Source organism: Amycolatopsis sp. La24, from assembly GCF_029087445.1.
GTDB lineage: Bacteria > Actinomycetota > Actinomycetes > Mycobacteriales > Pseudonocardiaceae > Amycolatopsis > Amycolatopsis nivea.
In genome coordinates, this window is sequence record NZ_JARACH010000033.1 from 10,539 (window position 1) to 32,860 (window position 22,322).

A 22,322-nucleotide genomic window follows, 5' to 3' on the forward strand; every position below is an offset into this window, starting at 1 on the left:
GTGTCCGCCGATAGCCTCGCGGAGTGGTGAAGAAGACCAGCACCGTCCACCGGTGCGCGGAATGCGGGTACGAAACGGCGAAGTGGGTCGGTCGCTGCCCGGAATGCCAGGCGTGGGGCACGCTCGAGGAGCGCGGCTCCGCGAAACCGGCGATCGCGCGGGTGGCCGCCGGGGCGCCGAGCGCGCCCGCGAGGCCGATCGCCGAGGTCGACGTCGAGGCGGCCAGGGCGAAGGCCACCGGCGTGCCGGAGCTGGACCGGGTGCTCGGCGGCGGGCTCGTGCCCGGTGCGGTCGCGCTGCTGGCCGGCGAACCCGGGGTCGGCAAATCCACGCTGCTGCTCGAAGTCGCGTATCAATGGGCGGTCACGGCGGGGCGTTCGCTGTACGTCACCGGCGAGGAATCCGCGGGACAGGTCCGGCTGCGTGCCGAGCGCACCGGCAACGTGCACGGTGAGATGTTCCTCGCGGCGGAGAGCGACCTGTCCGCGATCCTCGGGCACGTCGACGCGGTGAAGCCGGGCGTGCTGATCGTCGATTCGGTCCAGACCATGGCATCGCCGCAGGTCGAGGGCTCGCCGGGCGGCGTGACGCAGGTCCGCGCGGTCACCTCCGGGCTCGTCGCGCTCGCCAAGGAACGCGGGCTGCCGGTCTTGCTCGTGGGACATGTCACGAAGGACGGTTCGGTCGCCGGTCCGCGCGTGCTGGAGCACCTGGTGGACGTGGTGCTGCAATTCGAGGGCGACAAGCATTCCACGCTGCGGATGGTGCGCGGCATCAAGAACCGGTTCGGCGCGGCGGACGAGATCGGCTGTTTCGAGCTCACCGAGGGCGGCATTGTCGGGGTGCCGGACCCGTCCGGCCTGTTCCTGAGCCGGACCGCGGAAGCGGTGCCGGGCACCGCGGTCACGGTCGCGGTCGAGGGGAAGCGGCCGCTGCTGGGCGAGGTGCAGGCGCTGGTGTCGAGCAGCGGCATGCCGCAGCCGCGACGTGCCGTGAGCGGCCTCGATTCGGCACGGGTCGCCATGGTGCTCGCCGTGATGGAGAAGCGCGGCCGGCTGAAGCTGGGCGACAAGGACGTCTACGTCGCGACGGTCGGCGGCATGAAGATCACCGAGCCCGCCATCGACCTGGCGCTGGTGCTCGCGCTGACCTCGTCGCTGCACGACGTGGCCCTGTCCCCCCGGCTGGTCGCGGTGGGCGAGGTCGGGCTGGCGGGCGAGATCCGGCGGGTGCCGAACGTCGGGCGCCGGCTGGCCGAGGCGGCCCGGCTCGGCTTCACGCACGCGTTGGTGCCGCCGGATTCCGGCAAGCTCCCGGACGGCATCCGGGTGCTGGAGGTGCCCGACGTGGCGAGCGCGCTCAACGCGGCGAACCACGCGAAATGATCAGTCTCCCGCCCGGTCGGTGGTCTCGGAGGAGAACTGCGCGGAGCTGACCAGAGTGCCGGGCGCGAACCTGGTGACGGAGCTCGCGGAGAGCACCTGGAGGTCGGTCAGCTGAAGCCGGGTCCGGTTGAGCGAGACGAGCACTCGGTACGGGCCGGCGAGCACCGCGTATTGCACGAAGTCCGGAGCGTCCTGCACCAACTGGAATCCGAGCACCGGGTTGTCCATCGCTTTCAGGAAGGCGCCCCGCAGCTCGCGCGACGCGTACCCGGAAGCGAGGACGTTCAGGACCATCCCGGTCGCCGACGGATAGGTGATGGGGCTGGGGTCCTTCGGAGCGCCGTAGTTCAACGGCTGCGGCAGCGGCCCGTCGCCCGCCGGCGACAACTCCGGAGGGATGCGGTCCTTCAGGAGGCGATTGGTCAGCTGGTTCGGGTCGGTCGGCAGGCCCGCGACGAAGTCCGGGGTCGGCTGGGACCAGCCCAGCTGAGTGCTGGCGGCCGCGTCTCCGGGGAAGCGGGCGTCGCGCGTGAACCGCCCGCCGGGCGCGGACTCCTCGGCCTGGGACGGCCCGGGCAGTTTCGCGCTGTCGTGGGGATCCCCGCCGAGCAGCGTCGGCGGTTCGGCCCGGGTCCAGCGTCGTTTCCAGACTCCGGACGGATCGGCCGGGATCCACAGGTCCACCTGTTCCGGGACCCTGAACACGCTGCTCCCGCTCACCAGCACAGTGCGGCTGTACTTGGTCACGACGTGGGTGAACGGCGCGCCCGCTTCGCGCCGGTCCGCCGGGGCGGCCGGGCCGGCGGGAGCCAGCGTCGTCGGCGCGGTGGCGAGTTCCCGGACCACGACCACGCCGCCGGTGACGAGCGCGACCGCCGCGGCCACGGCGATCCACCGCCACGCGCCGGAGCGCTTTTTCCGTTGCGGGGCAACCGGTTCGGCCGATTCGCTCACTGCCGCGGCGGCCCGCATCATGCTCGCGCGGGCCCGGTCGAGTTCGGTGCGGTCGGTGGCCGTCTCGTGCGGGTGCAGCGCGGCGAGGGCCTCGTCGAGTTCGGCATCGGACCACAGATGCCGCACGGTGTCGTCGTTCACTGGTCTTTCGCCTCCTCGCGGGTCGACGCGCCTGCGTTGGTGCGCAGCCATCTGCGGATCCGGTGCAGCCTCGAACGGACGGTGCCCGGCGGGATGCCGAGCGCTTCGGCGACTTCGACCGGTTCCAGCCCGGCCCACGAGACCAGCAGCAGCGTGTCGCGGTCGGCGACGCTCAGCTTCGCGAGCGCGCCCGCCAGCTGTGCCGCGCGGACCTGTGCGTCCACCTGCTCGGCGACCCTGGTGTCGTGTCCGCCGTGGCCGCGGTCGCCGGAATTCGCGAGCCGCGCGGTGGCTCGCAACGCCCGGGTTTCGCTGCGGACGTGGTGGCGCAGCAGGTTCGTCGCGATCCCGTACAGCCACGAGCGCGCGGTGCCCAGCTCCGGCTGGTACGACTCCCGGCGGCGCAGCGCGACGAGGAACGTCTCGGCGACGAGATCGTGCGCGGCATCCGGGCCGACGCGGCGCGCGAGGTAGCGGTGCATGGTCGCCGCGTGCGCGTCGAACAGCCGCCCGAAGGCCGGGGCGGGATCGGGTCCGCCCAGGTCGGGGCGGTCCTGCGGGCCGGTCGACACCGGCTCGGGACCGTCGTGGGTCACCTGCATACCCACTCTTGCCCGCGGCGCGGGCGAGCGTTCACGGCCTCACCAGATGGGATGGTCGCTGAACTTCTCCAGTGTGCTCACCGACGGCCGGACGAACCAAAGCCCGGCGCTGTAGCCGATCAGGCCGATGGCGAAATTCGCGAAGGTCGCGAGCAGTTCGGGCAGGCCGAGCTTGCCGTGGTTGCCCCAGAGATCCACCAGCGCGGACACCCCGAGCGCGATCAGGCAGCTGATCGACAGCACGGTGAAACAGGCGGTCAGCGTCGCGCGCGTGCCGCGGGCCCTGGCGGTCACCAGGTAGTCGCCCTGCAGGCAGCGGCGTGCGGACAGGACGACCACGGCGATAGCGAGCACGGACAACATCGGCAGCAGCAGCGCGGCGAGACCGAGCAGCCCGCGCGGCAGGCTGTGCCCGTGCAGCGGACGGTTCACGAGCGCGGTGATGCCGAAAACGAGCAGCGTGCCGATCGCCAGCGAAACCCCGATGACCACGGACGCGACGCGCACCCGGGCGGCGAACAACGGCGGCAGCGGGGCGTACTCCGCGGACTGCTGCCCGTAGTACTGCTTCACCGCATCACCTCCGCGCCGGCAACCCGAACGAACGTGCAAATGCTCGTGAAGACCACCTTAACGGAATGCGATTCCGGCAAGGCGGCCTTCACGGCACTTGTCACCGAGGCGTGCTAACGGGCTTGCCTGATCAAGCCTTCTCGGCAAGGAGATTCGCGCACCGGATGAGGCCGATGTGCGAGTACGCCTGCGGGTGGTTGCCGAGCGAGCGCTCCGCGACCGGGTCGAACTGCTCGGGCAGCAGCCCGGTCGGGCCCGCTGCGTCGACGATCTGCGCGAACAGCTCCTCGGCCTCGTTGCGCCGTCCGGTGCACAGGTACGCCTCGATCAGCCAGGCCGCGCAGATGTGGAAGCCGCCCTCGCCGCCGGGAAGGCCGTCGTCGCGCCGGTAGCGGTACACCGTGGAACCGCTGCGCAGTTCGGCTTCGATCGCCGTCACGGTCTTCTGGAACCGGTCGTCCGCCGGGTCGATGAGCCCGGTGAGGCCCACGAACAGGGACGCCGCGTCGAGGTCGGTGCCGTCGTAGGCGGTGGTGAAAGCCTGCACCTCTTCGTTCCAGCCGTGCTCGAGCACGTCGGCCTTGATCTGGTCGCGCAGCGTGGGCCAGGCACCGGGGACGTCGCGGCCGTACTCGTCGCCGAGCCGCACCGCGCGGTCGATGGTCACCCAGCACATCACCCGCGAGTACACCCGGTGCCGCGGCACGTGCCGCTCTTCCCAGATCCCGTGGTCCGGCTCGTTCCAGCGCCGCGTGACGGCCTCGGCCATCGCGCGCACCATCTGCCAGTCCTCGTCGCGCAGTTCGCCGCGCACCTCCGCCAGCGTCGCGACCAGTTCCACGACCGGGCCGAACACGTCGAGCTGCACCTGGTGGTTGGCGAGGTTGCCGACGCGCACCGGCCGCGAACCGGCGTACCCGGGCAGCGACTCGATGACCGCCTCCGCGCCGATGACGCTTCCGGCCAGCGTGTACAGCGGGTGCAGCCGCTCCGGGCCGGCCAGCGTGGCGAGCACGCCGTGCAGCCACTTCAGGTAGCCCTCGGCCTCCTCGTGCGAACCGAGGTGCACCAGTTCGCGGACTGTCATCGCGGCGTCGCGGATCCAGCAGTAGCGGTAGTCCCAGTTGCGGACCCCGCCGATCTCCTCCGGCAGCGACGACGTCGCGGCGGCCAGCACGCCGCCGGTGTCGGTGTTGACCAGACCGCGCAGGGTCAGCGCGGAGCGGCGCACCAGTTCGGTCTGCACAGTCGGCAGCTTGAGCTTCGCCGCCCAGTCGCTCCAGTACCGGCCCGCCCGGTCCCGGCGGTCCACTTCGGACAGTTCGTGCGCGGCGAGATCCGTGGTGCCGCAGCGCAATTCGAGCACCACCGGCTGCTCCGGCGTCGGCTGGACGAGCGCGGTCGCGGTGTCCTGCAGGCCGTCGGAGGCGATCGACCATTCGACGCCCGGCGAGCGCAGCACGAAAGGCTCCGACGTGCCCAGCACGCGCAGGCCCTCGGCCTCGGCGACCAGCCGCACCGGCACGCCGCCGAATTCCGGCCGCGGCGCGAACACGACCTGCGCCACCGCCTCGCCGGAGATCACGCGCACGAGGTCGGTGCGGTGCCCGGGGCTTTCCGGTTCGAGATAGTCCGTGACGAGCAGCCGCGACCAGCGCGTCTCGACCGTCATCGTGTTCGGCAGGTACCGCTGGCCGAGCGGGAGCCCGTTGCGGTGCGGTTTGATCGAGAAGTGCCCGGCCCCGGGACCGCCGAGCAGGTCGGCGAACACCGCGGGGGCGTCCGGGCCGGGGTGGCACAGCCAGGTCAGCTTCGCGTCCGGCGTCACCAGCGCGACCGAGCGCTCGTTGGCGAGCAGCGACAGCCGCTCGATCGGCGGCGCGGACTCTCCGTAGAGCCAGTTGCGCCGCTCTTCCAGGAGGAACGCGAGCACCATCGCGACATCGACGGTGTCGGGCACGTGGTACTCGGCGAGCGATTCGCCGTCGCCGACCTTGATGCCGAGGTCCGGACCGGCCAGCCGGGCGAACGCCTTCTCGTCGGTGACGTCGTCGCCGAGGAACACCGCCGCGGTGGCCCCGACCTGGTGGCGCAGGGTGTCCAGCGCGTTGCCCTTGTCGGTCTTCACGACCGCCAGCTCGACGACTTCCTTGCCGTCGGTGGTCGTGACGCCTTCCCACTTCGACGGGCCTTCGTGCACGGCCGAGAGGACGCGCCGGCCCGCGTTGTGCTCGGCGCGGCGCACGTGCACCGCGATGCTCGCCGGCTTGACCTCGAGCGACACCCCGGGCACGTCGAGCACCAGCTGTTCCAGCTCGTGTTCGAGCCGCCGGTGCAACGCCTTCGCGTCCTCGTCGAGCGCGTGGATGAAGCCGATGTCGAACTCGGACCCGTGGCTGCCGACCAGGTTGACCTCGGACGGCAGCCGCGACAGCGTCGCGAGATCCCGAAGAGCCCGGCCGGAGATCACGGCGGTGGTCGTTTCGTGCAGGCCGGCGAGCGATCTCAACGCGCCGACGGACTCGGGCAGCGGCCGCGCCTCGTCCGGGTTCGCGGTGATGGGGGCCAACGTGCCGTCGTAGTCGCAGGCGACCAGCAGGCGCGGGGTACGGGCGATCTGCACGATCGCGCGCCGTAGCTCCGCGGGCAACGCCTCGGCGGTCAACACTCCTCCTCAGGAGGTCCAGCGCGGTACGGGGGAGGGGGTCAGTCGGCCGGTTCGGCACCCAGCGCCTGGAGGAACGAACGCGCCCACCGGTCGACGTCGTGGGTGAGGACCTGGCGACGCATGGCGCGCATCCTGCGTCGGCCCTCGGCGGGGTCGAGCGTAATGGCAGCCTCCAACGCGTTCTTCACCCCGTCCAGATCGTGCGGGTTGACGAGGAAAGCGCTGGTCAATTCGGCCGCGGCGCCGGCGAACTCGCTGAGCACCAGCGCGCCGCCGAGATCGGGGCGGCACGCGACGTACTCCTTGCAGACGAGATTCATCCCGTCGCGCAGCGGAGTCACCACCATGACGTCGGCCGCGGAGAAGAAGGCGGCCAGCTCGGTGCGGTTCACGGATTGGTGCAAATAGTGCACGACCGGGTGGCCGACGCGGGCGAACTCGCCGTTGATCCGGCCGACCATCTGCTCGATCTCGCCGCGCATCCGCTGGTAGTGCTCGACGCGTTCGCGGCTCGGGGTGGCCAGCTGCACGAACGTGACGTCGCCGGGTTCGAGACGGCCCTCGTGCAGCAGCTCGTGCAGGGCCTGCAGCCGCAGGTCGATGCCCTTGGTGTAGTCGAGCCGGTCGACGCCGAGCAGCACCGTCTTCGGGTTGCCGAGGTCGCGGCGGATCTGCTTGGTCCGCTCGACGACGCCCTTGCTGCGGGCGAGCGAGTCGAGGCCGGCCGCGTCGATGGAGATCGGGAACGCGCCGACGCGCACCGTGCGGTCGCCGACCTGCACCATGCCCGGCCGGGACCGGACGCCGACCGCGCCGCGGGTGGGTTCGAGGCCGACCAGCTGCCGGGCCAGCCACAGGAAGTTCTGCGCGCCGCCGGGCCGGTGGAAGCCGATCAGGTCCGCGCCGATCAGGCCGCGCACGATCTCCGCGCGCCACGGCAGCTGCATGAACAGCTCGACCGGCGGGAACGGGATGTGCAGGAAGAAGCCGATGCGCAGGTCGGGCCGCAGCTCGCGGAGCATCCGGGGCACCAGTTGCAGCTGGTAGTCCTGGATCCACACGGTCGCCCCCTGCGCGGCGACGGCGGCGCTGGCCTCGGCGAAGCGGCGGTTGACCTTCACGTAGCTGTCCCACCACGACCGGTCGAAGACCGGCCGTTCGACGACGTCGTGGTACAGCGGCCAGAGCGTGGCGTTGGAGAAGCCCTCGTAGTAGTCGCGGACCTCGGCCGAGCTGAGCGACACCGGGTGCAGGACGAGCCCGTCGTCGTCGAATTCGTCCACGTCGACGTCCGGCACCCCCGGCCAGCCGACCCACGCGCCCTTGCGGGAGCGAAGGAACGGTTCGAGTGCCGAAACGAGTCCGCCCGGGCTGGCGGTCCAGCGTTGTTCCCCGTCCGCGGTCCGTTCGAGGTCGACGGGCAGCCGGTTGGCCACCACGACGAAATCCGCGGACGGTCCGCTGTTCCGGTCGGCAATCGCGTCAGTCACTCCAGCTGCTCCCTCGTCCTCGGCGGGTCGCGGCCCCAAGAGAAACCCTAGCGCGCGAGGAGTGACCGGCCGGTGACCAACTGGTTACTCCAAACGCCGTTCGGTCGGTTCCATCGGCCCGGCGAGCCGGGGTCCGGAGAGCTTCCGCTCGAGCCTGCCGAGGCCGGTGCGGACCGGCTGGGCGAGGTATTCGCCCAGTACAACGCCCGCCGCGAGGGCGAGCCCGATGGCGACCGCGGTCATCAGGGTCGAGATGTTCCCGCCTGGCGAAACCGCTAATTGGTATAGACCACGATAGGTGGAGAGACCGGGGAGCAGCGGAGTGATCCCGGACACGGCGACCACGAGCGGAGTAACTTTCAGCCGCCGCGCCATCACGCCGCCGCAAAACCCGACGAGCGTCGCCGCGACCGCCGAAGCGCTCACCGCGTCGAGCGTCGCGATGATCAACGCGCCGTACACGAGCGCACCGATCGCACCCGCCGCGGCGGCGACGAGCATCGCGCGCAGCTTCGAGTACGAGGCGAGCGCGAAGCAGGCGGCCGCGCCGGCCCCGCCGACGACGATGATCGGCAAGTGCTGCGCGGTCGAGGCGGGGACGTCGGGCAGCGGCGTGCGCGGCAGTTCGAGCATCACCGCGAGCCGCAGCGCGAGCACGACGCCCGCGATCAGCCCGGCACTCATCAACGCGGTTTCCATCGTGCGGCCGGACGCGGTGACGTAGTACCCGGTGATCCCGTCCTGCACCGCGGAAACCGTGGAGAGCCCGGACAGCAGCACGGTGACCGCCGCCGCGACCACCAGCGTCGGCCGGTCGGTGGTCAGGATGTTGCTGCTGACTATGACCATCGCCGACAGCGTCGCGAACAGCCCGCCGACCACCTGCTGGAAGAAGAAGGGCAGGTTGACCTTGTTGAGCAGCCTGCCGATCCGGTCGACCGCGGCGGAGATGACCATCGCGACGAGCGCGATGTCGAGGCCCCCGCCGAGCAGCAGCGTGATGAACCCGGCCAGCCCGCCCCAGGCGGCGGTCGCGGTCCAGCGCGCGTACGGGTGCGGCGCGGAGGTGATCCGGTCCAGTTCGGTGACCGCTTCCTCCGCCCCGGTGTTGCCGCGGACGATCTGGCGCACGAGCGCCTCGGTCTCGGTCAGCCGGGTGTAGTCGAGACTGCGCGAACGGACCACTCGCAACGCGGTCACCGGCGCGAGGTCGGTCCCCCGGTGACAGGTGACGGTGATCGACGTGAAGATGACGTCGACCTCGCAGTGCGGCAGCCCGAGCGCGGAGGTGAGCGCGAGAATGGTCGCGGTGACGTCGGAAGCCCCGGCGCCGCTGGCCATCTGCACTTCGCCGATCCGCAGCGTGAGATCCAGGACGAAGTTGACGGTCGCGTCGTCCGGCGGCTTGGGACCGATCGCCTCCTCGGACTCGACCGCGGGCTGTTCGGCGGTCGGAGCCTCGAGAATGTGCCAAGCGCGCCGGCGCAGCAGATTCGGCCGATGCCGCTGGCTGGAGCGCGGGTGCGGAGGCTCGAGAATCGGCCACCGTCTGCGCGCAGCCCCCTGGCCGGCACGCTCGTTGATCTTCATGATCGATCCCCACCTCCTCGTTCGTTCCCGGGGACCATCGGCCGTACCGCCCCAGCTGTTGCAGTGGTGTCCGACACACCTGCCACCGATCGTGCCGCATGGGGTTGGATCTTGCCGATTTCCGGTGCTGACCTGGGAGTTAGGGCGGGTTGTCCGGCTGCGGCGGAAGCGGCCCGATATACTTTTGGCGCGCCCGTCGCCGGGTGCGTGCCGGTATAGCTCAGTTGGTAGAGCATCTGTCTTGTAAACAGAAGGTCAGGGGTTCGAACCCCCTTGCCGGCTCCAGGAAAGCAGCCTTCGGGCCGCCCGAGTTGATCTTAACGCGCTGAGGCAAGCCCGAGCGGGCGCGACGAAGCGATTCGCGCCGTCCGTCTCGGGCGGGCCGGAATGGCCGCCGGTGCGGCAGTCTTGCCGACGACCGGAATCAGGCATCGCGCCTTGGTTGAGCCGGTTTCCTTCACCCGGCCCCAGGTTCGCGAAGACCCATTTGCGTCGAGGCTGCTGGTTCAGGCAGCGGACCGCGGGATGTCCGTCGCAGGCAAATCGATCGCGGCTCGACCGGCCTCGGTGAGGAGGGCCGGAACGCGCTCGCCGCGGCGGCCTGCGCGCAGGGGGACCACCAAGGCGAACCGGGCGAGGCGGTGGGCGGTGAATTGGTCGCAGCAGGGGACGCCGTCGATGTAGAGGTCGGGTTCGCAGCTGCAGGTCATTTCGGCGCGGCCGAGGCCGACGGCGGTGAGAGTGGCTCGCTCGCGGTGGTTCAGCGGGAGGATCTGGGCCGACATGACTGCCTCGCTGGGGTGGGTTCGCTTAGTGCTTCCTCCCACTGTGCGAGATCCATCTGGTGCCAGCCAGAGCCAGTTTCGAGCCCATTTCGCGGTACCAGATCCTGGATCAGGCCGGATCCGCCGAGGAGAGGGATTGTTCCAGGAGTCCCAGCAGTCTCGACAACGCAGTCCGTTCCGCGCTGCCCACTTGGCCGAGAAGTTCGTTCTCCCGCGGGAAATGCTCGCGCGCCACGCGGTCGATCAGTGCCCGGCCGGATTCGGTCAGGCGGAGGTGGACGACCCGGCGGTCCTTGCCGTCTCGTTCGCGGACTACCAGGCCTGCCTCCTCCAGCTTGTCTGCGCGCAGGGTCACGCCGCTCGGACTCACGAGCGCCGATTCCGCGATCTCACCCACGGTGCGGCGATACGGCGCGCCTGCCCGTCGCAGTGCGGTCAGGACGTCGAACGCCGCCATGGTGATCCCGTGTTCCTCCGCGATCCGGCTCACCGAAGCCCGGTACAGCGCTGAACATCGGTGCAGCCTGCCGAAAACGGCGAACGCGGACACGTCCTGTCCGGGGGTTTCGGTCCGCCATTCGTCCGGGAGGCGGTCGACGGTGTCCGCGGCCGGCGGGTGCGCGCTGTCCAGGGCCGCGGACATCGCTTCGGCGAAGTAAGGCGCGAATGTCGCGCTCGGCACCGAGTGGGCTGGCTCGTGTGCGAACAGGTATCGCTCCATGACCACGCCGAACAGCACGCTGCGGACAAGCGCGATTCGCTCTCGTGCGTCTGGCGCGTCGGCCAGCAGTTCGGCCAGCGGTTCGGTGACTTGTTCGTCGAGGATCGCGCGCAATTGCTCAGCGCTCGCTTCGTGGGTGACTGCCGAGCGGATCAGCGCGGCCCAGGGGGGTTCGGCCGGCGTGCGGTCCCAGCGTTCGAGGTAGGCGTTGGCCAGCGCGTGCGACAGCCGGGCCGGGCCGTCCGCGGCTGCCGCGACGATGTCGACGGTGATGCCCGTGCTCCCGCCGACGATTTCGCGGAACAAGCCGTCCTTCGAGCCGAAGTACGCCATCACCGAGCCCGCTGTCACCCCGGCTTCGCCCGCGACCTCTCGGATCGACGTTCCCTCGTAGCCGCGTGCGGCGAACAGCCTGCGCGCGGCGTCCAGCACCGCGCGACGGTTGCCTTCCGGATCTTGGGGGCGACCGCGGCGGCCCGCGGTCTCGCCCTGGGGCGGCGGGGCGTCGTCGGCGCTCATGCGGTCATCTTAATCGGTGGAGTTTGAACGACTGTTCATGATCACGGGGAGAGTGTTCGGGCAGCGGTAGGGGTGGATATATGGCAGGTGGGGGCGAATATTGCAGTGGTCTGCGGCGATCTGGCACGGCGGCTGCGGCAAGGAAATCTGCGGATGATCCTTGCGGTAGTAAATCTTTGGTGTAACTATCTTAGAGCTCAACGAACTGGACCGGAGAGGGTCAGCATGAAACCGAGCCCCTTCGATTACGCCGCTCCTGCCACCGTCGCGGAGGCCGTCGCGCTTCTGGCCGACGGGGACCGCGAGGCCAAGGTGCTCGCCGGGGGCCAATCGCTCGTGCCCATGCTGTCGATGCGGCTGGCCCGGCCCGAGGTGCTGGTGGACATCACCCGGATCGCCGGTCTCGCCCGGTGCGCGGTCGGCGGCGAAGGGGAGCTGCGGATCGGTGCCGCGGCCCGGCAGTCGGCGGTCGCGGCCGACCCGGTCGTCCGGCGTGGCTGGCCGTTGCTCGCAACCGCGATCGACCGCATCGGGCATCCGCAGATCCGTCAGCGCGGGACGGTGTGCGGCAGTCTGGCCCACCACGATCCGGCCGCGGAACTCCCGGCCGTCGCGATCGCGCTGGACGCGTCGTTCGTGCTCGCCGGGCCATCCGGGACCCGCACGGTGCCCGCGGCCGAGTTTTTCGTCGCCACGTTTCAGACCGCGCTCGCCGACGACGAATTGCTCACCGAGGTCGTTTTTCCCGCGCAACCTCCCGGACGAGGCTGGGCGTTCGAGGAACTGGCGCGGCGGCACGGTGATTTCGCCACCATCGGTGTGGGTGTCGTGCTCGATCGCGCCGCCGATTCTGTCGCCGGAGCACGGGTTGTGTTTTGTGGTGCGGGACCGGTGCCGGTCCGGCTGCTGCCCGCCGAAGCCGCCTTCACCGGAACTGCGCTCGACGCCGATGACCTGGCAGCGGCCGCGCGTGTCGTCCACAGCCAGCTGGAACCGGCCGGAGATGTGCACGCGAGCGCCGAGTACCGCCGTGAAGCCGCCGCCCACTTGCTGACCCGCGCCACCACCATCGCTTGGGAGCGCACCCGATGAACACACCTGCCAACCCGCCGCTGACCGAACCGTCCGCATGGCACGCCGTCCGCCTGACCGTGAACGGGGAAGTCGTTGCCGCGCAAGTGGAATCCAGGCTTCTGCTTTCCGACTTCCTGCGCGATCGGCTGGGCCTGACCGGTACCCACGCCGGCTGCGAACACGGGGTCTGCGGCTCGTGCACTGTCCTCGTCGACGGCGCACCAGTGCGCGCGTGCCTGACGTTCGCCGTGCAGTGCGAAGGTGCGGACATCCGGACTGTCGAAAGTCTCGCGCCGGGCGACGCGCCGCTCACGGCCGTGCAGCGCGCCTATCACGAATGCCACGGAATGCAGTGCGGTTACTGCACTTCCGGACTCCTCATGACCACGACCGCACTCGCGTCGGCCGAGCACCGGCCCACCGAAGCCGAGGTCGCCGACGCGCTCAGCGGGCATCTGTGCCGATGCACCGGCTACCGCAACATCCGTCGTGCCGTGGCGCAGGCGCTTGACGCGCAATTCGGAGAGGAATCCGCCTGATGACGGGAAAATCCGGCTGGATCGGCCGCCCGATGGCTCGCGTCGAGGACGACCGGCTGCTGCGCGGGCAAGGCCGATACGTCGACGATCTCGCCCTGCCGCACGCGTTGGAGGCGGCGTTCCTCCGCAGCCCCGAAGCGCACGCGCGCCTGGTTTCCGTGGATGTGTCGGCCGCGCTCGCGGCACCTGGCGTCACCGCCGTCTGGACCGGAGAAGACCTGGCGGACCTCGCCCCCTTGCTCAACCGCGAAGAATTGCGCATCCCGGCCGGTCTCGCGGAGACCGTCGATCCGACAGTGCGGATAACGCCGATGCCGCTGCTCGCCCGCGAGAAGGTCGCTTACGTAGGTCAGCCGGTCGCCGTCGTCTTCGCCGAAAACCGTTACCTGGCAGAGGACGCGCTCGAGTTGATCGACGTGCGATACGCATCGCTGCCGGTGGTAGTCGATCCGGAAGAGGCGTTGAAACCCGAGGCGCCGTTGATCCACGAAGACCTTCAGGACAACACCGCGGTCGCTGTGACGGCCCGCGTCGGCGAACCGGACGCGGCGTTTCGTGACGCTCACACCGTGATCAGCGAGGAATTCCACGCACACCGGTACGTTGCCTCTCCGATCGAGACCCGTGCCGTCGCCGCGAACGTGGACCCGTATCGCGGTGAGCTGACCGTCTGGTCCGGAACCCAGACACCGCACCGGCTTCGCGATTCGATCGCGCGCACGCTCGGGCTCGACGCCGAAGCCGTCCGAGTGCTCGCCGTCGACGTCGGCGGCGGGTTCGGGCAGAAAGGAATCCTGTATGTCGAAGAGCTGATCGTCCCGCACGCCGCGCGATGCCTCGGCAGGCCGGTGCGCTGGCGCGAGGACCGCACGGAGAACCTCGTCGCGTCGTCGCACGCCCGCGAGCAGATCCATCGCATCGAACTGGCGGCCGACGCGGACGGACGGCTCCTCGGCGTGCGCGACCGGATCACGGTCAATTTCGGCGCTTACAACATGACCGGCCTCGTGGTGCCGTACAACTCGCTGTGCCACCTGCTCGGCCCGTACCGCGTGCCGAACGTCGCGATCGACGTGACCGGGGTGCTCACGAACACGACGTTCTCGACGCCGTACCGCGGGGCCGGGAGGCCCGAAGCGGTGTTCGCGATGGAGCGCGCGATGGACCGGCTCGCCGCCGCGCTCGGACTCGAACCCGCTGAGCTGCGCGCGCGGAACCTCGTAAGGCCCGGCGAAATGCCGTACCGGACCGGGCTGGTCGACCGGTCCGGCCAGCCGCAGGTCTACGACTCCGGGGACTTCCCCGAGTTGCTTCGCCGCGCTGTGGCGAGGGTCGATCTGCCCGCGATCCGGGCCCGGCAGGAATCGGGTGCGGTGGAAGGGAAACGCGTCGGCGTCGGATTCGCGCTCTACATCGAGGCCACCGGCCTCGGCCCGTTCGAGACCGCCCGGATCGACCTCGCGCCCAGTGGCCGGGTGAAGCTGGCGATCGGCACCCCGTCGCAGGGCCAGGGCCACCGCACGGCCATGGCGCAGATCGCCGCGGACGCGCTCGGAGTCTCGCCGCGGCAGGTCGACGTCGTCGGCGGCGACACCGCCGCTACGGCGTTCGGGGTCGGCACTATCGCCAGCCGTGCGCTGGTCAACGCGGGCAACGCCACGCACCGTGCCGGACTGCTCGTGCGGGGGAAGGCAATCGCCGCCGCGGCCCGCAGGCTGGAGGTCGACGCGGCTGATCTCGACCTGGCAGACGGCGTGTTCACCGTGCGAGGGACCCCCTCCGGACCGTCGCTGACGCTCGCCGAACTGGTCTCGGGCGCCCCGCTGTCCGACGACGGCCCCGGTGCCGAGCTGTCCGAAACCGTGCACTTCCGCCCGCCGGGATTCGCCGTGTCCAGCGGGGCGCACGCGGCCGTCGTCGAGGTCGACGAGCGCACCGGCGTGGTGGAGATCCGGAAGTACGTCGTCGTGCACGACGCCGGTGTCATCGTGAACCCGCTGATCGCCGCGGGCCAGGTGACCGGCGGGATCGCGCAGGGCATCGCGGGCGCGCTCTACGAGGAGATGATCTACGGGCCGGACGGCCAGCCGCGCACCGCCACGTACCTGGACTACCTCGTCCCGACGTCGTCCGAGATCCCGGATCTCGACCTCGACGAACTGCACACCCCGAGCCCGATGAACGACCTCGGCGTCAAAGGACTGGGCGAGGGCGGTGCGATCGCGCCGCAAGCGGTTCTCGCGAACGCGATCGAGGACGCCCTGCGCCCGCACGGCGTGGTGGTCCGCCGCGGCCCGCTCTCGCCGAGCCGGGTCCGCGACCTGCTGCGGTCCGTCTGAACCCGCACTCACGAAACGGAAAGAACGCGATGCGCCTCGACCACTCTTTCACCGTTCCCGCTGCCCCGGACGCGGCGTGGGAGCTGTTCCTCGACCTCGAGCGGGTCGCGCCGTGCCTGCCCGGCGCGGTCCTCGACCGGCTGGACGGGGAGTCGTTCTCCGGACGGGTCAAGGTCAAGGTCGGTGCGGTCCAGATGAGCTATCAGGGCTCGGGCACCGTCAACCGCGACGAAGCCGCCCGGACCGTGGTGCTCGACCGCGAGGGCCGCGAAAGCCGGGGCACCGGCACCGCCGCCGCGACGGTCACGGCCGTGCTCGCCGCGGATCCGGCCGGGACCCTGGTGCGGGTGCGCACCGAACTCGCGCTCACCGGCCGTCCCGCGCAGTTCGGCCGCGGGATCCTCGCCGAAGTGAGCGACCGGATCGTCCAGCAGTTCACCGCCCGGCTCGCGGAAGCTTTGGCCGACCCGGGTTCCTCCCCGGACGAACCGGAAGCCGTCGACCTCGGGGCCGCGGTCGTGCCGGTGCTGCTGAAGAAAGCCGCCTTGCCAGCCGCGGCGCTCGTGGCTGTGGCGATTGTGGTTCGCCTGTTGCGTCGTCGATAGCTGCTGGTGCGGAGAAGGGCCCGACGAGCCCTTCTCCGCGCCGATCAGAAGCCGTCGCAGGTGGCGGTCGCGAAGTTGCCCGATGCCTTTGCCGTCTTGGCTTCCTTGCCGTCCACGACGACCTTGCAGGCCACCTCTCCGCCCTCGGCGCCGGTGGTCACCGACAGGCTGCCGCCCTTGAACAGGCCCTTCGTGGTGATGTCTTTCGACCACGGCAGGGTCTGCGGCTGGTCCTGGTTGGAGGACGCGTTGCCGTCGCCGATGGTGGTGTAGGTGATCGAGGCTTCCTTCGCGGTGCCGGTGACCTCGTAGTGGATCGTCACCACGCGGTTCGCTTCGTTGTTGACCTCGTTGACCACCTTGGCGGCCGTCACGGTCCACACGATGCAGATCGCCAGGCCGATCACCGACAGCACGAGACCGGCGATCGAGAGGCCCTTGTTCGTGGCCTTTCCGGACCGCGTCCGGACGAAGCCGAGTGCCGAGAAAATGATCCCGAGGATCACCAGCGGCCACGCCACGAGCCCGACGACCGGGACGAACGAGAAGATCAGGCCGATCAGTCCGAGCACGAACCCGGCGGTGCCGAGCCCATTCTTCGGCTGGGCGGGCGGGGCCGGGTAGGGAGCGGGCGGCGGAGGATAATCAGGGGCGGACATGAGAGCCTTTCGTGATCGAACGTGCACAACCAGGTCGCACTGATCGCCCCGAGTGTTACGTGATGTCTGATATCAATTCATGCGCGGCTCCACATGCACTCGCTCGCCTTGGAGTCCGAAGAGGATCAGCAGCTCGACCGCGCCTCCGTCGGCGGAGCCGAGCCAATGGGGTTCCGTCGTGTCGAACTCCGCTGCCTCGCCGGGCGGGACGGTCAGGTCCTTCGCGCCCACGATCAGGCGGAGATGCCCGTTGAGGACGTACAGCCATTCGTAACCGCTGTGTGTTTTCAGCGCGGGTTCGGCGGAGCGGCCGGGGATGAGCATTTTGTACGCGTGCACGCCGCCCGGTCGCCGGGTCAGCGGTACGTAGGTCATCCCGTGCTGGTGGATCGGGCGCAGGTGGACACGCGGGTCGCCGGCGCGGGGCGCGCCCACCAGGTCGTCGATCGGCACGTCGTAGGCGCGCGAGAGCGGCAGCAGCAGTTCCAGGTTCGCCCGGCGCTGGCCGTTTTCCAGGCGGGACAGGGTGCTTTCCGAGATGCCGGTCTCCGCTGACAGGTCGGCCAGGGTGATGCCGCGCCGGGTGCGCAGGGTGCGCAACCGCGGGCCGACCGCGTCCAGGACTTCGTCGATCTCACGCATGACCCCAGTCTCGCGGAAGTGGCGAGACTGGGGCGCGTTCAGGTCAGCCGACCAATTCGGGAGCCGGTTTCGCGGCACGCCGCGCGGGGGCGGTTTCCGGGAGGATCAGCAGGCAGACCAGGCTCAGCACGAGCAGCGCGGCCAGGTAATAGCCGACCGCGAGGGCGTCGCCGGTCGCCGCGACGATGCGGTTGGCGATCATCGGGGAGAGACCGCCGCCCAGCACCGCGCCGACGTGGTAGCCCACGCCGAGGCCGGACTGGCGCTGCTCGCGCGGGAACAGTTCGGCGAACCACGTGTACATCGGTCCGAAAAGGATTCCGGTGGCGGCGAAACCCAAGAGCAGCGCGACGAATACCGAACTGATGGTGCCCGCCGACGCGATCGGGAACATCACGAGAGCGGCGATGATCGACAGGACCGCGCCGGTCACCATCACCGGTTTGCGGCCGATCCGGTCGGACAGCCAGGCGGATCCGACATTCGCGGCGGCGTGGCACAGCAGCGTGATCGTCGAAATGGTGACGATCGGCGCACGCGGGAGGCCGAGACCTTCCGGGGCGGCGGCGGTCGCGTAGGACAGCATGAACGTGACGAGCGCGAAAGTGCAGGCGGTGAGACCGAGGTTCGCGCCGGCGATCAGCAGCAGTCGCCGCCAATTCGAGCGGAGGACGTCGGCGAGCGGCTTTTTCGCACGCGTTTCCGCGGCGGCCATTTTCTCGAATTCCGGGCTTTCCGAAACGCCGCGGCGGACCCAGATGCCAATCGCCAGCACGATGCCGCCGGCGAGGAACGGGAGACGCCAGCCCCAGTTCATGATGTCGTCGTTGGGAAGCAGGAGAACCAGCGCGAAGGCCAGGTTCGCCAGCACGACACCGATCGGTGAGCCCAGTGCGACGAAGGAACCGTAGAGGCCGCGCCGTTTTTCGGGCGCGTGCTCAACGGCGAATACGGCCGCACCGGCGCTTTCCCCGCCGCGGGCGGCGCCGTGCAGCAGGCGCAGTCCGACGAGCAGCAGCGGTGCGGCGATGCCGATCACCGCGTACGGCGGGAGAACGCCCATGCCCAGCGTCGCGATACCCATCAGCAGAAACGCGGCGTACAGCGCGGTGCGACGGCCTCGGCGGTCGCCGATCCAGCCGAAAAGCGCCGCGCCGAGCGGGGCCATCACGAAACCGATGGCGAAGGTCGCGAGGCTCATGAAGGTGCCGAACCAGGCGTTGCCGGTTTTGAAGAACACCGATCCGAACACCAGTGCCGCCGCGGTGCCGTAGATCGAGAAGTCGTACATTTCCAGGGAAGTGCCGACGCCGGCGGCGAATCCGAGCCGCAGCACGCCGGGAGAGTGCGCTTCGTCGCGCTTGGCCATAGCAGGCCTTTCGTCGTCTCGCGCGGAATGCGCGGAGTGTCCGGTGGTGGGGAAACGGTGGACACAGCTTAGGGAAAGCGTGACGAAGGAGGCAAAGTCCGATTTGCGGCGGATTGATAAATAAAATCGATCAATTAATAGACAAGACGGCCGGAATCGCGAGGATTCCGGCCGCTCGGCTCAGTACAGTTCGATCACCAGTTTTTCGGAGCGCGCCCGCGACACGCACAGCGCCATCTGGTCGCCGGAAGCCTTGTCGCTGGCCGAAAGACACTGGTCGCGGTGCTCCGGCGTGCCTTCCAGCACCCCGGAAACGCACGAACCGCAGATGCCTTCCTCGCACGATTTGAACACCTCGATCCCGTTGTCGGTCAGCACCGACAGGATCGACCGGTCGGCCGGGATCTCGAATACCTCGCCGGTGTCGAGTTCGACGGTGAACGGCTGGTCGCCGCTCGTGTCGACCTCGGCCGCGGTGAAATGTTCGACGTGTACCTGCGTTTCGCCGACCACCGGCGCGAACACGCCGGTGACCTGCTCCATGAACCCTTCCGGGCCGCAGGTGTACACGTGCCCAGCGGAACCAAGCCCGGAGGCCACTTCGGTAAGCACGGCGGGCTGTTCGTCGCGCGGTACCCCGAAATACAGCAGCACCCGGTCCCGGAATTCAGCCTGTTCCTCAAGCAGGGAAACAAAAGCCGCTGACTCCCGGCTGCGCGCGAAGTAGTGCAGTTCGAATTCCGCACCGTCCGCGTGCAGCTGATAAGCCAGGCTCAGCAACGGAGTGATGCCGATGCCGCCCGCGATCAGCACGTGCCGCTCGGCGTCCGGAGCCAGCGAGAGCAGGTTCCGGGTTTCGCCGATCTCGAGCTTGTCGTTCTCCGCGACGGTGTGCAGCGCCTCGGAACCACCGCGCGAATCCGGCTCCCGCTTCACCGCGATCAGCAGCGAGGACGTGTCGTCCGGCCGCCCGCACAGCGAATACTGGCGCAGGATCCCGGTCGGACCGGTGACGTCGACGTGCGCACCGGCGGGATGCGGGTCGAACGGCAGACCGTCGGCGCGCACGAGGCGGAGCGCCCGGATTCCAGGCGCTTCCTCGACGACCTCGGCCACGCGGACCACGGTGTTCGGCATCGGCTCTCCGTTTCAAGCGGTTCAGCGCAGGTAAAGGCCGCCGTTGGCGTCCCAGCAGGCCCCGGTGACCGAGGCCGCGCCGGGCGAGGCGAGCAGCGACACCATCCGTGCGATGAACGCCGGGTCGCCGAGCCGTCCGACGGGGATGTTCTTCGTGAAGGCCTCGAGGTTGTCCTCGCCGACGATCGAATGCACCATCGGGCTGTCCAGCGGCCCCGGGGACACGGAGTTCACGGTGACCCCGCGCGAGGCGAGTTCGCGCGCGAACACCTTCGTCGCGGACATGATCGCGCCCTTGGACGACGCGTAGTGCCCGCCGGTCGCGGTGCCGCCGTTCTGGCCTGCCAGCGACGCCATGTTCACGATCCGCCCGTAACCCTGCTCGGCGAAGTACGCGCCGAAGATCTGGCAGGCGGTGAACGTGCCGGTGAAGTTGACCGCGAGGACCGCGTCGAGGTCTTCCGGCGTGATCTCCATCAGCGGGGCTGCCTGGGTGCGGGCCGCGTTGTTGACCAGCACCTGCACGCTGCCGAAATCGCGGACGACGTCGTCCTTCAGCTGCGCGAGCGCCGCTCGATCCCGTACGTCGACCTCGTAGCCGCGGCAGTTGCCAAGGGACGCGGCCAGCTTTTCGGCCGCTTCACCGTTGATGTCCACGATCGCGACGCGGTAGCCCTCGGCGTGCAACTGCCGCACGATCGCTTCGCCGAGGCCGTTCGCGCCACCCGTGACTACCGCGACGTGCGGCTCCGTTTGCGCGCTCACAGCAGGAATCCCGCGGCCGGAACGGCTTCGTCGCTGTTGACCAGCCGGACGACCTTCAATGCGATCCGGTCGCCTTCGGGACCGTCTGGCGAGAACCGGATGCGGTGCACCAGATCCGCCGCCCACAGGTCGTGGTTGCCGCGCTTGTAGGCGACCAGGATCTGGGCTGAACGCAGCACGACTTCTTCGTCCGAAACAGATTCCGGCACGAAACGCGACACCGTGCGCACGGTGCGGGCGGAGTCGACGGCGGCGAGCGCGTAGCCCTCGGTCATCCGCGCGACGCGCATCTGCCGCATCCGCGCGTCGTCGTAGACCATGTTCAGCGAACCGGCGAAATCATCGGTTTCCCGGTCGATCGGGATGACGTAAATCCCGTCTTCGGCGAACAGCTTTTCCCACTCGTGGTATTCGGTGCGGTCCAGCAGTTCCGCTTCGCGGTTGACCAGCTCGACGGCGCGCGCGACCCGCGTGTCGGTGGTGGGGATGGTCTCAGTCATCGCCCATCATCTCCTTCCACTGGGCGTACGCGGCGCGCATGCCGGTTTCGTCGGTGACGTGCGAGGTCGGCCAGCCTTCGGGGCTCGCCTTTTCCCGCGCGAGCCCGCGGTTGACCAGGATCGGCAGGTCCGGGCCGCCGTGCGCCCCGCGCTGCACGCGGTCCCAGCCCTCGGCGTCGTCGGGCGTGCCGAACCCGAACGGGCCCTGGAAGTGTTCGTGGATGCGCAGCCGTTCGCGGTTGACCACGTCCAGCTCCGGCGGTCCGTCGGGACCGATCGCGACGTGCTCGATCAGCGTCTCGTTGACCGAAATCGGCCGCAGCACGCGGAAAAACGCCGCGGACATCGAGACGTTCGGGAACAGGTTGAGGTTGAACCCGGTGCCGTGCATGGCCCGGACCACCTTGCGCACCTGCGCCTCGTCCAGCGTCTTCGACAGTTCGGACACGACGTGGTCGAACCGGCCCTGCAGCGGCTCGGTGCCGTCGTCGACGTCCAGATCGGAGTGCTCCGGCACCATCTGCATGACGCTGTGCCCGTTGCCGAGCGAATGCGTGATCGCCGACGGATCGGTCATGAACGACATCATGTCGGCGGTTTCCGCGTCCACCGAAGCCATCCACGACCGGTGCACGATCGGGAAGTGGTAACCGTCGGTGGTGTTTTCCAGCTGGATCTTCCAGTTGCCGCGGAACTTGAACTGGTGCTTGCCCAGCACCTTGATCGGGTAGCCGCCGCCCTGCTTCATGAACCGGTCGATCCACAGTTTCGCGTCGCCCAGGAAGTCCTCAAGGGACTCGCCGTCCTCGGCGAAGGTCGCGAAAACCATGCCGCCGTAGGATTCGGTGCGCAGTTTCTTCAGCGACAGTTCGCCCTTTTCCAGCACGCCTTCGTAGCCGTCCGGGTAGGGGATGCCGCGCAGCTTGCCGTCGAGGCCGTAGCTCCAGGCGTGGTACGGGCAGGTGAAGCCGTTGGCCTTGCCGCTCGGCTTCTCGCACAGGCTCGCGCCGCGGTGGCGGCAGCGGTTGAGCATCGTGTGCAGGGTGCCCTTGCGATCCCGCGTCACGATGACCGGCTGACGGCCGACGTAAGTGGATTTGAAGTTCCCCGGCTGCGCCAATTCGCTTTCGTGCGCGACCCACACCCACGAACGTTCGAAGATCTGCGTCATCTCGCGTTCGAAGATTTCCGGGTCCGTGTAAAGCCGGGCGGCTACGCGGTCGCTCTCCGCGAAATCGGCGGGAACAACGGTGTTCTCAGTCATG

The 22,322-nt window shown here is 69.5% G+C and carries 20 protein-coding genes and 1 tRNA gene; 6 read left to right on the top strand and 15 right to left on the bottom strand.

Features of this window, described 5'->3' with window-relative positions; translation table 11 throughout:
- Positions 1–23: 23 nt before the first annotated feature.
- A complete protein-coding gene (gene radA, locus PUT80_RS27435) occupies positions 24–1,385 on the top strand; it encodes a DNA repair protein RadA (protein ID WP_037808135.1) in 1,362 nt (453 codons plus the stop codon).
- Here the strand turns inward: radA and PUT80_RS27440 are convergent, their stop codons facing one another.
- The 6 genes from PUT80_RS27440 to PUT80_RS27465 form a co-directional block, all read right to left on the bottom strand.
- Positions 1,386–2,480 (bottom strand): hypothetical protein, encoded by a 1,095-nt coding sequence (locus PUT80_RS27440; RefSeq protein ID WP_037808132.1) that lies wholly within the window; start codon positions 2,478–2,480, stop codon positions 1,386–1,388.
- Entirely contained in the window at positions 2,477–3,082 is a 606-nt protein-coding gene (locus PUT80_RS27445) for a sigma-70 family RNA polymerase sigma factor (RefSeq protein WP_037808130.1), read from the bottom strand. The genes PUT80_RS27440 and PUT80_RS27445 overlap by 4 nt, the downstream gene beginning before the upstream one ends.
- A gap of 39 nt (positions 3,083–3,121) precedes the next feature.
- Positions 3,122–3,655, bottom strand: coding sequence for a hypothetical protein (locus PUT80_RS27450; RefSeq protein ID WP_037808127.1), 534 nt, complete (start codon positions 3,653–3,655; stop codon positions 3,122–3,124).
- Between the two features lie 130 nt (positions 3,656–3,785).
- A complete protein-coding gene (otsB, locus tag PUT80_RS27455) occupies positions 3,786–6,320 on the bottom strand; it encodes a trehalose-phosphatase (protein ID WP_275293967.1) in 2,535 nt (844 codons plus the stop codon).
- 41 nt (positions 6,321–6,361) lie between these two features.
- Positions 6,362–7,813 carry a trehalose-6-phosphate synthase gene (locus tag PUT80_RS27460; RefSeq protein WP_037808125.1) on the bottom strand — a complete coding sequence of 484 codons (1,452 nt, stop codon included), beginning with the start codon at positions 7,811–7,813 and terminating at the stop codon, positions 6,362–6,364.
- A gap of 84 nt (positions 7,814–7,897) precedes the next feature.
- Positions 7,898–9,403: a threonine/serine exporter family protein gene (locus tag PUT80_RS27465; protein WP_134661950.1), complete on the bottom strand. Its 1,506-nt coding sequence runs from the start codon at positions 9,401–9,403 to the stop codon at positions 7,898–7,900.
- A gap of 209 nt (positions 9,404–9,612) precedes the next feature.
- Between PUT80_RS27465 and PUT80_RS27470 the strand changes: the two genes are divergently transcribed.
- Positions 9,613–9,688, top strand: a tRNA-Thr gene (locus tag PUT80_RS27470).
- A 221-nt stretch (positions 9,689–9,909) separates the two neighbouring features.
- Here PUT80_RS27470 and PUT80_RS27475 read toward each other — a convergent pair.
- Positions 9,910–10,188, bottom strand: a complete 279-nt coding sequence (locus tag PUT80_RS27475) for a hypothetical protein (protein ID WP_037808121.1) — start codon at positions 10,186–10,188, stop codon at positions 9,910–9,912.
- A gap of 109 nt (positions 10,189–10,297) precedes the next feature.
- A complete protein-coding gene (locus tag PUT80_RS27480) occupies positions 10,298–11,428 on the bottom strand; it encodes a TetR family transcriptional regulator (RefSeq protein ID WP_275293968.1) in 1,131 nt (376 codons plus the stop codon).
- A gap of 225 nt (positions 11,429–11,653) precedes the next feature.
- Between PUT80_RS27480 and PUT80_RS27485 the strand changes: the two genes are divergently transcribed.
- Genes PUT80_RS27485 through PUT80_RS27500 form a run of 4 tightly spaced genes read left to right on the top strand, consistent with a single transcriptional unit; the run spans position 11,654 to position 15,985 of the window.
- On the top strand, positions 11,654–12,520 hold the full coding sequence (locus tag PUT80_RS27485; protein WP_275293969.1) for a xanthine dehydrogenase family protein subunit M: 867 nt from the start codon (positions 11,654–11,656) through the stop codon (positions 12,518–12,520).
- The gene (locus PUT80_RS27490; RefSeq protein WP_275293970.1) at positions 12,517–13,041 is read left to right on the top strand and encodes a (2Fe-2S)-binding protein; all 525 of its coding nucleotides are present in this window, start codon (positions 12,517–12,519) and stop codon (positions 13,039–13,041) included. Before PUT80_RS27485 ends, PUT80_RS27490 begins: the two co-directional genes overlap by 4 nt.
- Positions 13,041–15,380 (top strand): xanthine dehydrogenase family protein molybdopterin-binding subunit, encoded by a 2,340-nt coding sequence (locus tag PUT80_RS27495; RefSeq protein ID WP_275293971.1) that lies wholly within the window; start codon positions 13,041–13,043, stop codon positions 15,378–15,380. Before PUT80_RS27490 ends, PUT80_RS27495 begins: the two co-directional genes overlap by 1 nt.
- A gap of 29 nt (positions 15,381–15,409) precedes the next feature.
- Positions 15,410–15,985 (top strand): SRPBCC family protein, encoded by a 576-nt coding sequence (locus tag PUT80_RS27500; RefSeq protein ID WP_275293972.1) that lies wholly within the window; start codon positions 15,410–15,412, stop codon positions 15,983–15,985.
- 44 nt (positions 15,986–16,029) lie between these two features.
- On the opposite strand, the gene PUT80_RS27505 is transcribed toward PUT80_RS27500, so the two are convergent.
- From PUT80_RS27505 to PUT80_RS27535, 7 genes are all read right to left on the bottom strand, one after another.
- Positions 16,030–16,644, bottom strand: coding sequence for a DUF4190 domain-containing protein (locus PUT80_RS27505; RefSeq protein WP_037808111.1), 615 nt, complete (start codon positions 16,642–16,644; stop codon positions 16,030–16,032).
- A 72-nt stretch (positions 16,645–16,716) separates the two neighbouring features.
- Entirely contained in the window at positions 16,717–17,286 is a 570-nt protein-coding gene (locus PUT80_RS27510; protein WP_037808109.1) for an XRE family transcriptional regulator, read from the bottom strand.
- A 43-nt stretch (positions 17,287–17,329) separates the two neighbouring features.
- Positions 17,330–18,655: an MFS transporter gene (locus PUT80_RS27515; protein ID WP_037808106.1), complete on the bottom strand. Its 1,326-nt coding sequence runs from the start codon at positions 18,653–18,655 to the stop codon at positions 17,330–17,332.
- A 180-nt stretch (positions 18,656–18,835) separates the two neighbouring features.
- Positions 18,836–19,792, bottom strand: coding sequence for a PDR/VanB family oxidoreductase (locus PUT80_RS27520; protein ID WP_037808104.1), 957 nt, complete (start codon positions 19,790–19,792; stop codon positions 18,836–18,838).
- A gap of 21 nt (positions 19,793–19,813) precedes the next feature.
- Complete coding sequence (locus tag PUT80_RS27525) at positions 19,814–20,557, bottom strand: SDR family NAD(P)-dependent oxidoreductase (RefSeq protein WP_037808102.1); 744 nt, start codon at positions 20,555–20,557, stop codon at positions 19,814–19,816.
- Complete coding sequence (locus PUT80_RS27530) at positions 20,554–21,057, bottom strand: aromatic-ring-hydroxylating dioxygenase subunit beta (protein ID WP_037808101.1); 504 nt, start codon at positions 21,055–21,057, stop codon at positions 20,554–20,556. The genes PUT80_RS27525 and PUT80_RS27530 overlap by 4 nt, the downstream gene beginning before the upstream one ends.
- Positions 21,050–22,321: an aromatic ring-hydroxylating dioxygenase subunit alpha gene (locus tag PUT80_RS27535; protein WP_037808099.1), complete on the bottom strand. Its 1,272-nt coding sequence runs from the start codon at positions 22,319–22,321 to the stop codon at positions 21,050–21,052. The genes PUT80_RS27530 and PUT80_RS27535 overlap by 8 nt, the downstream gene beginning before the upstream one ends.
- Position 22,322 lies beyond the last annotated feature (1 nt).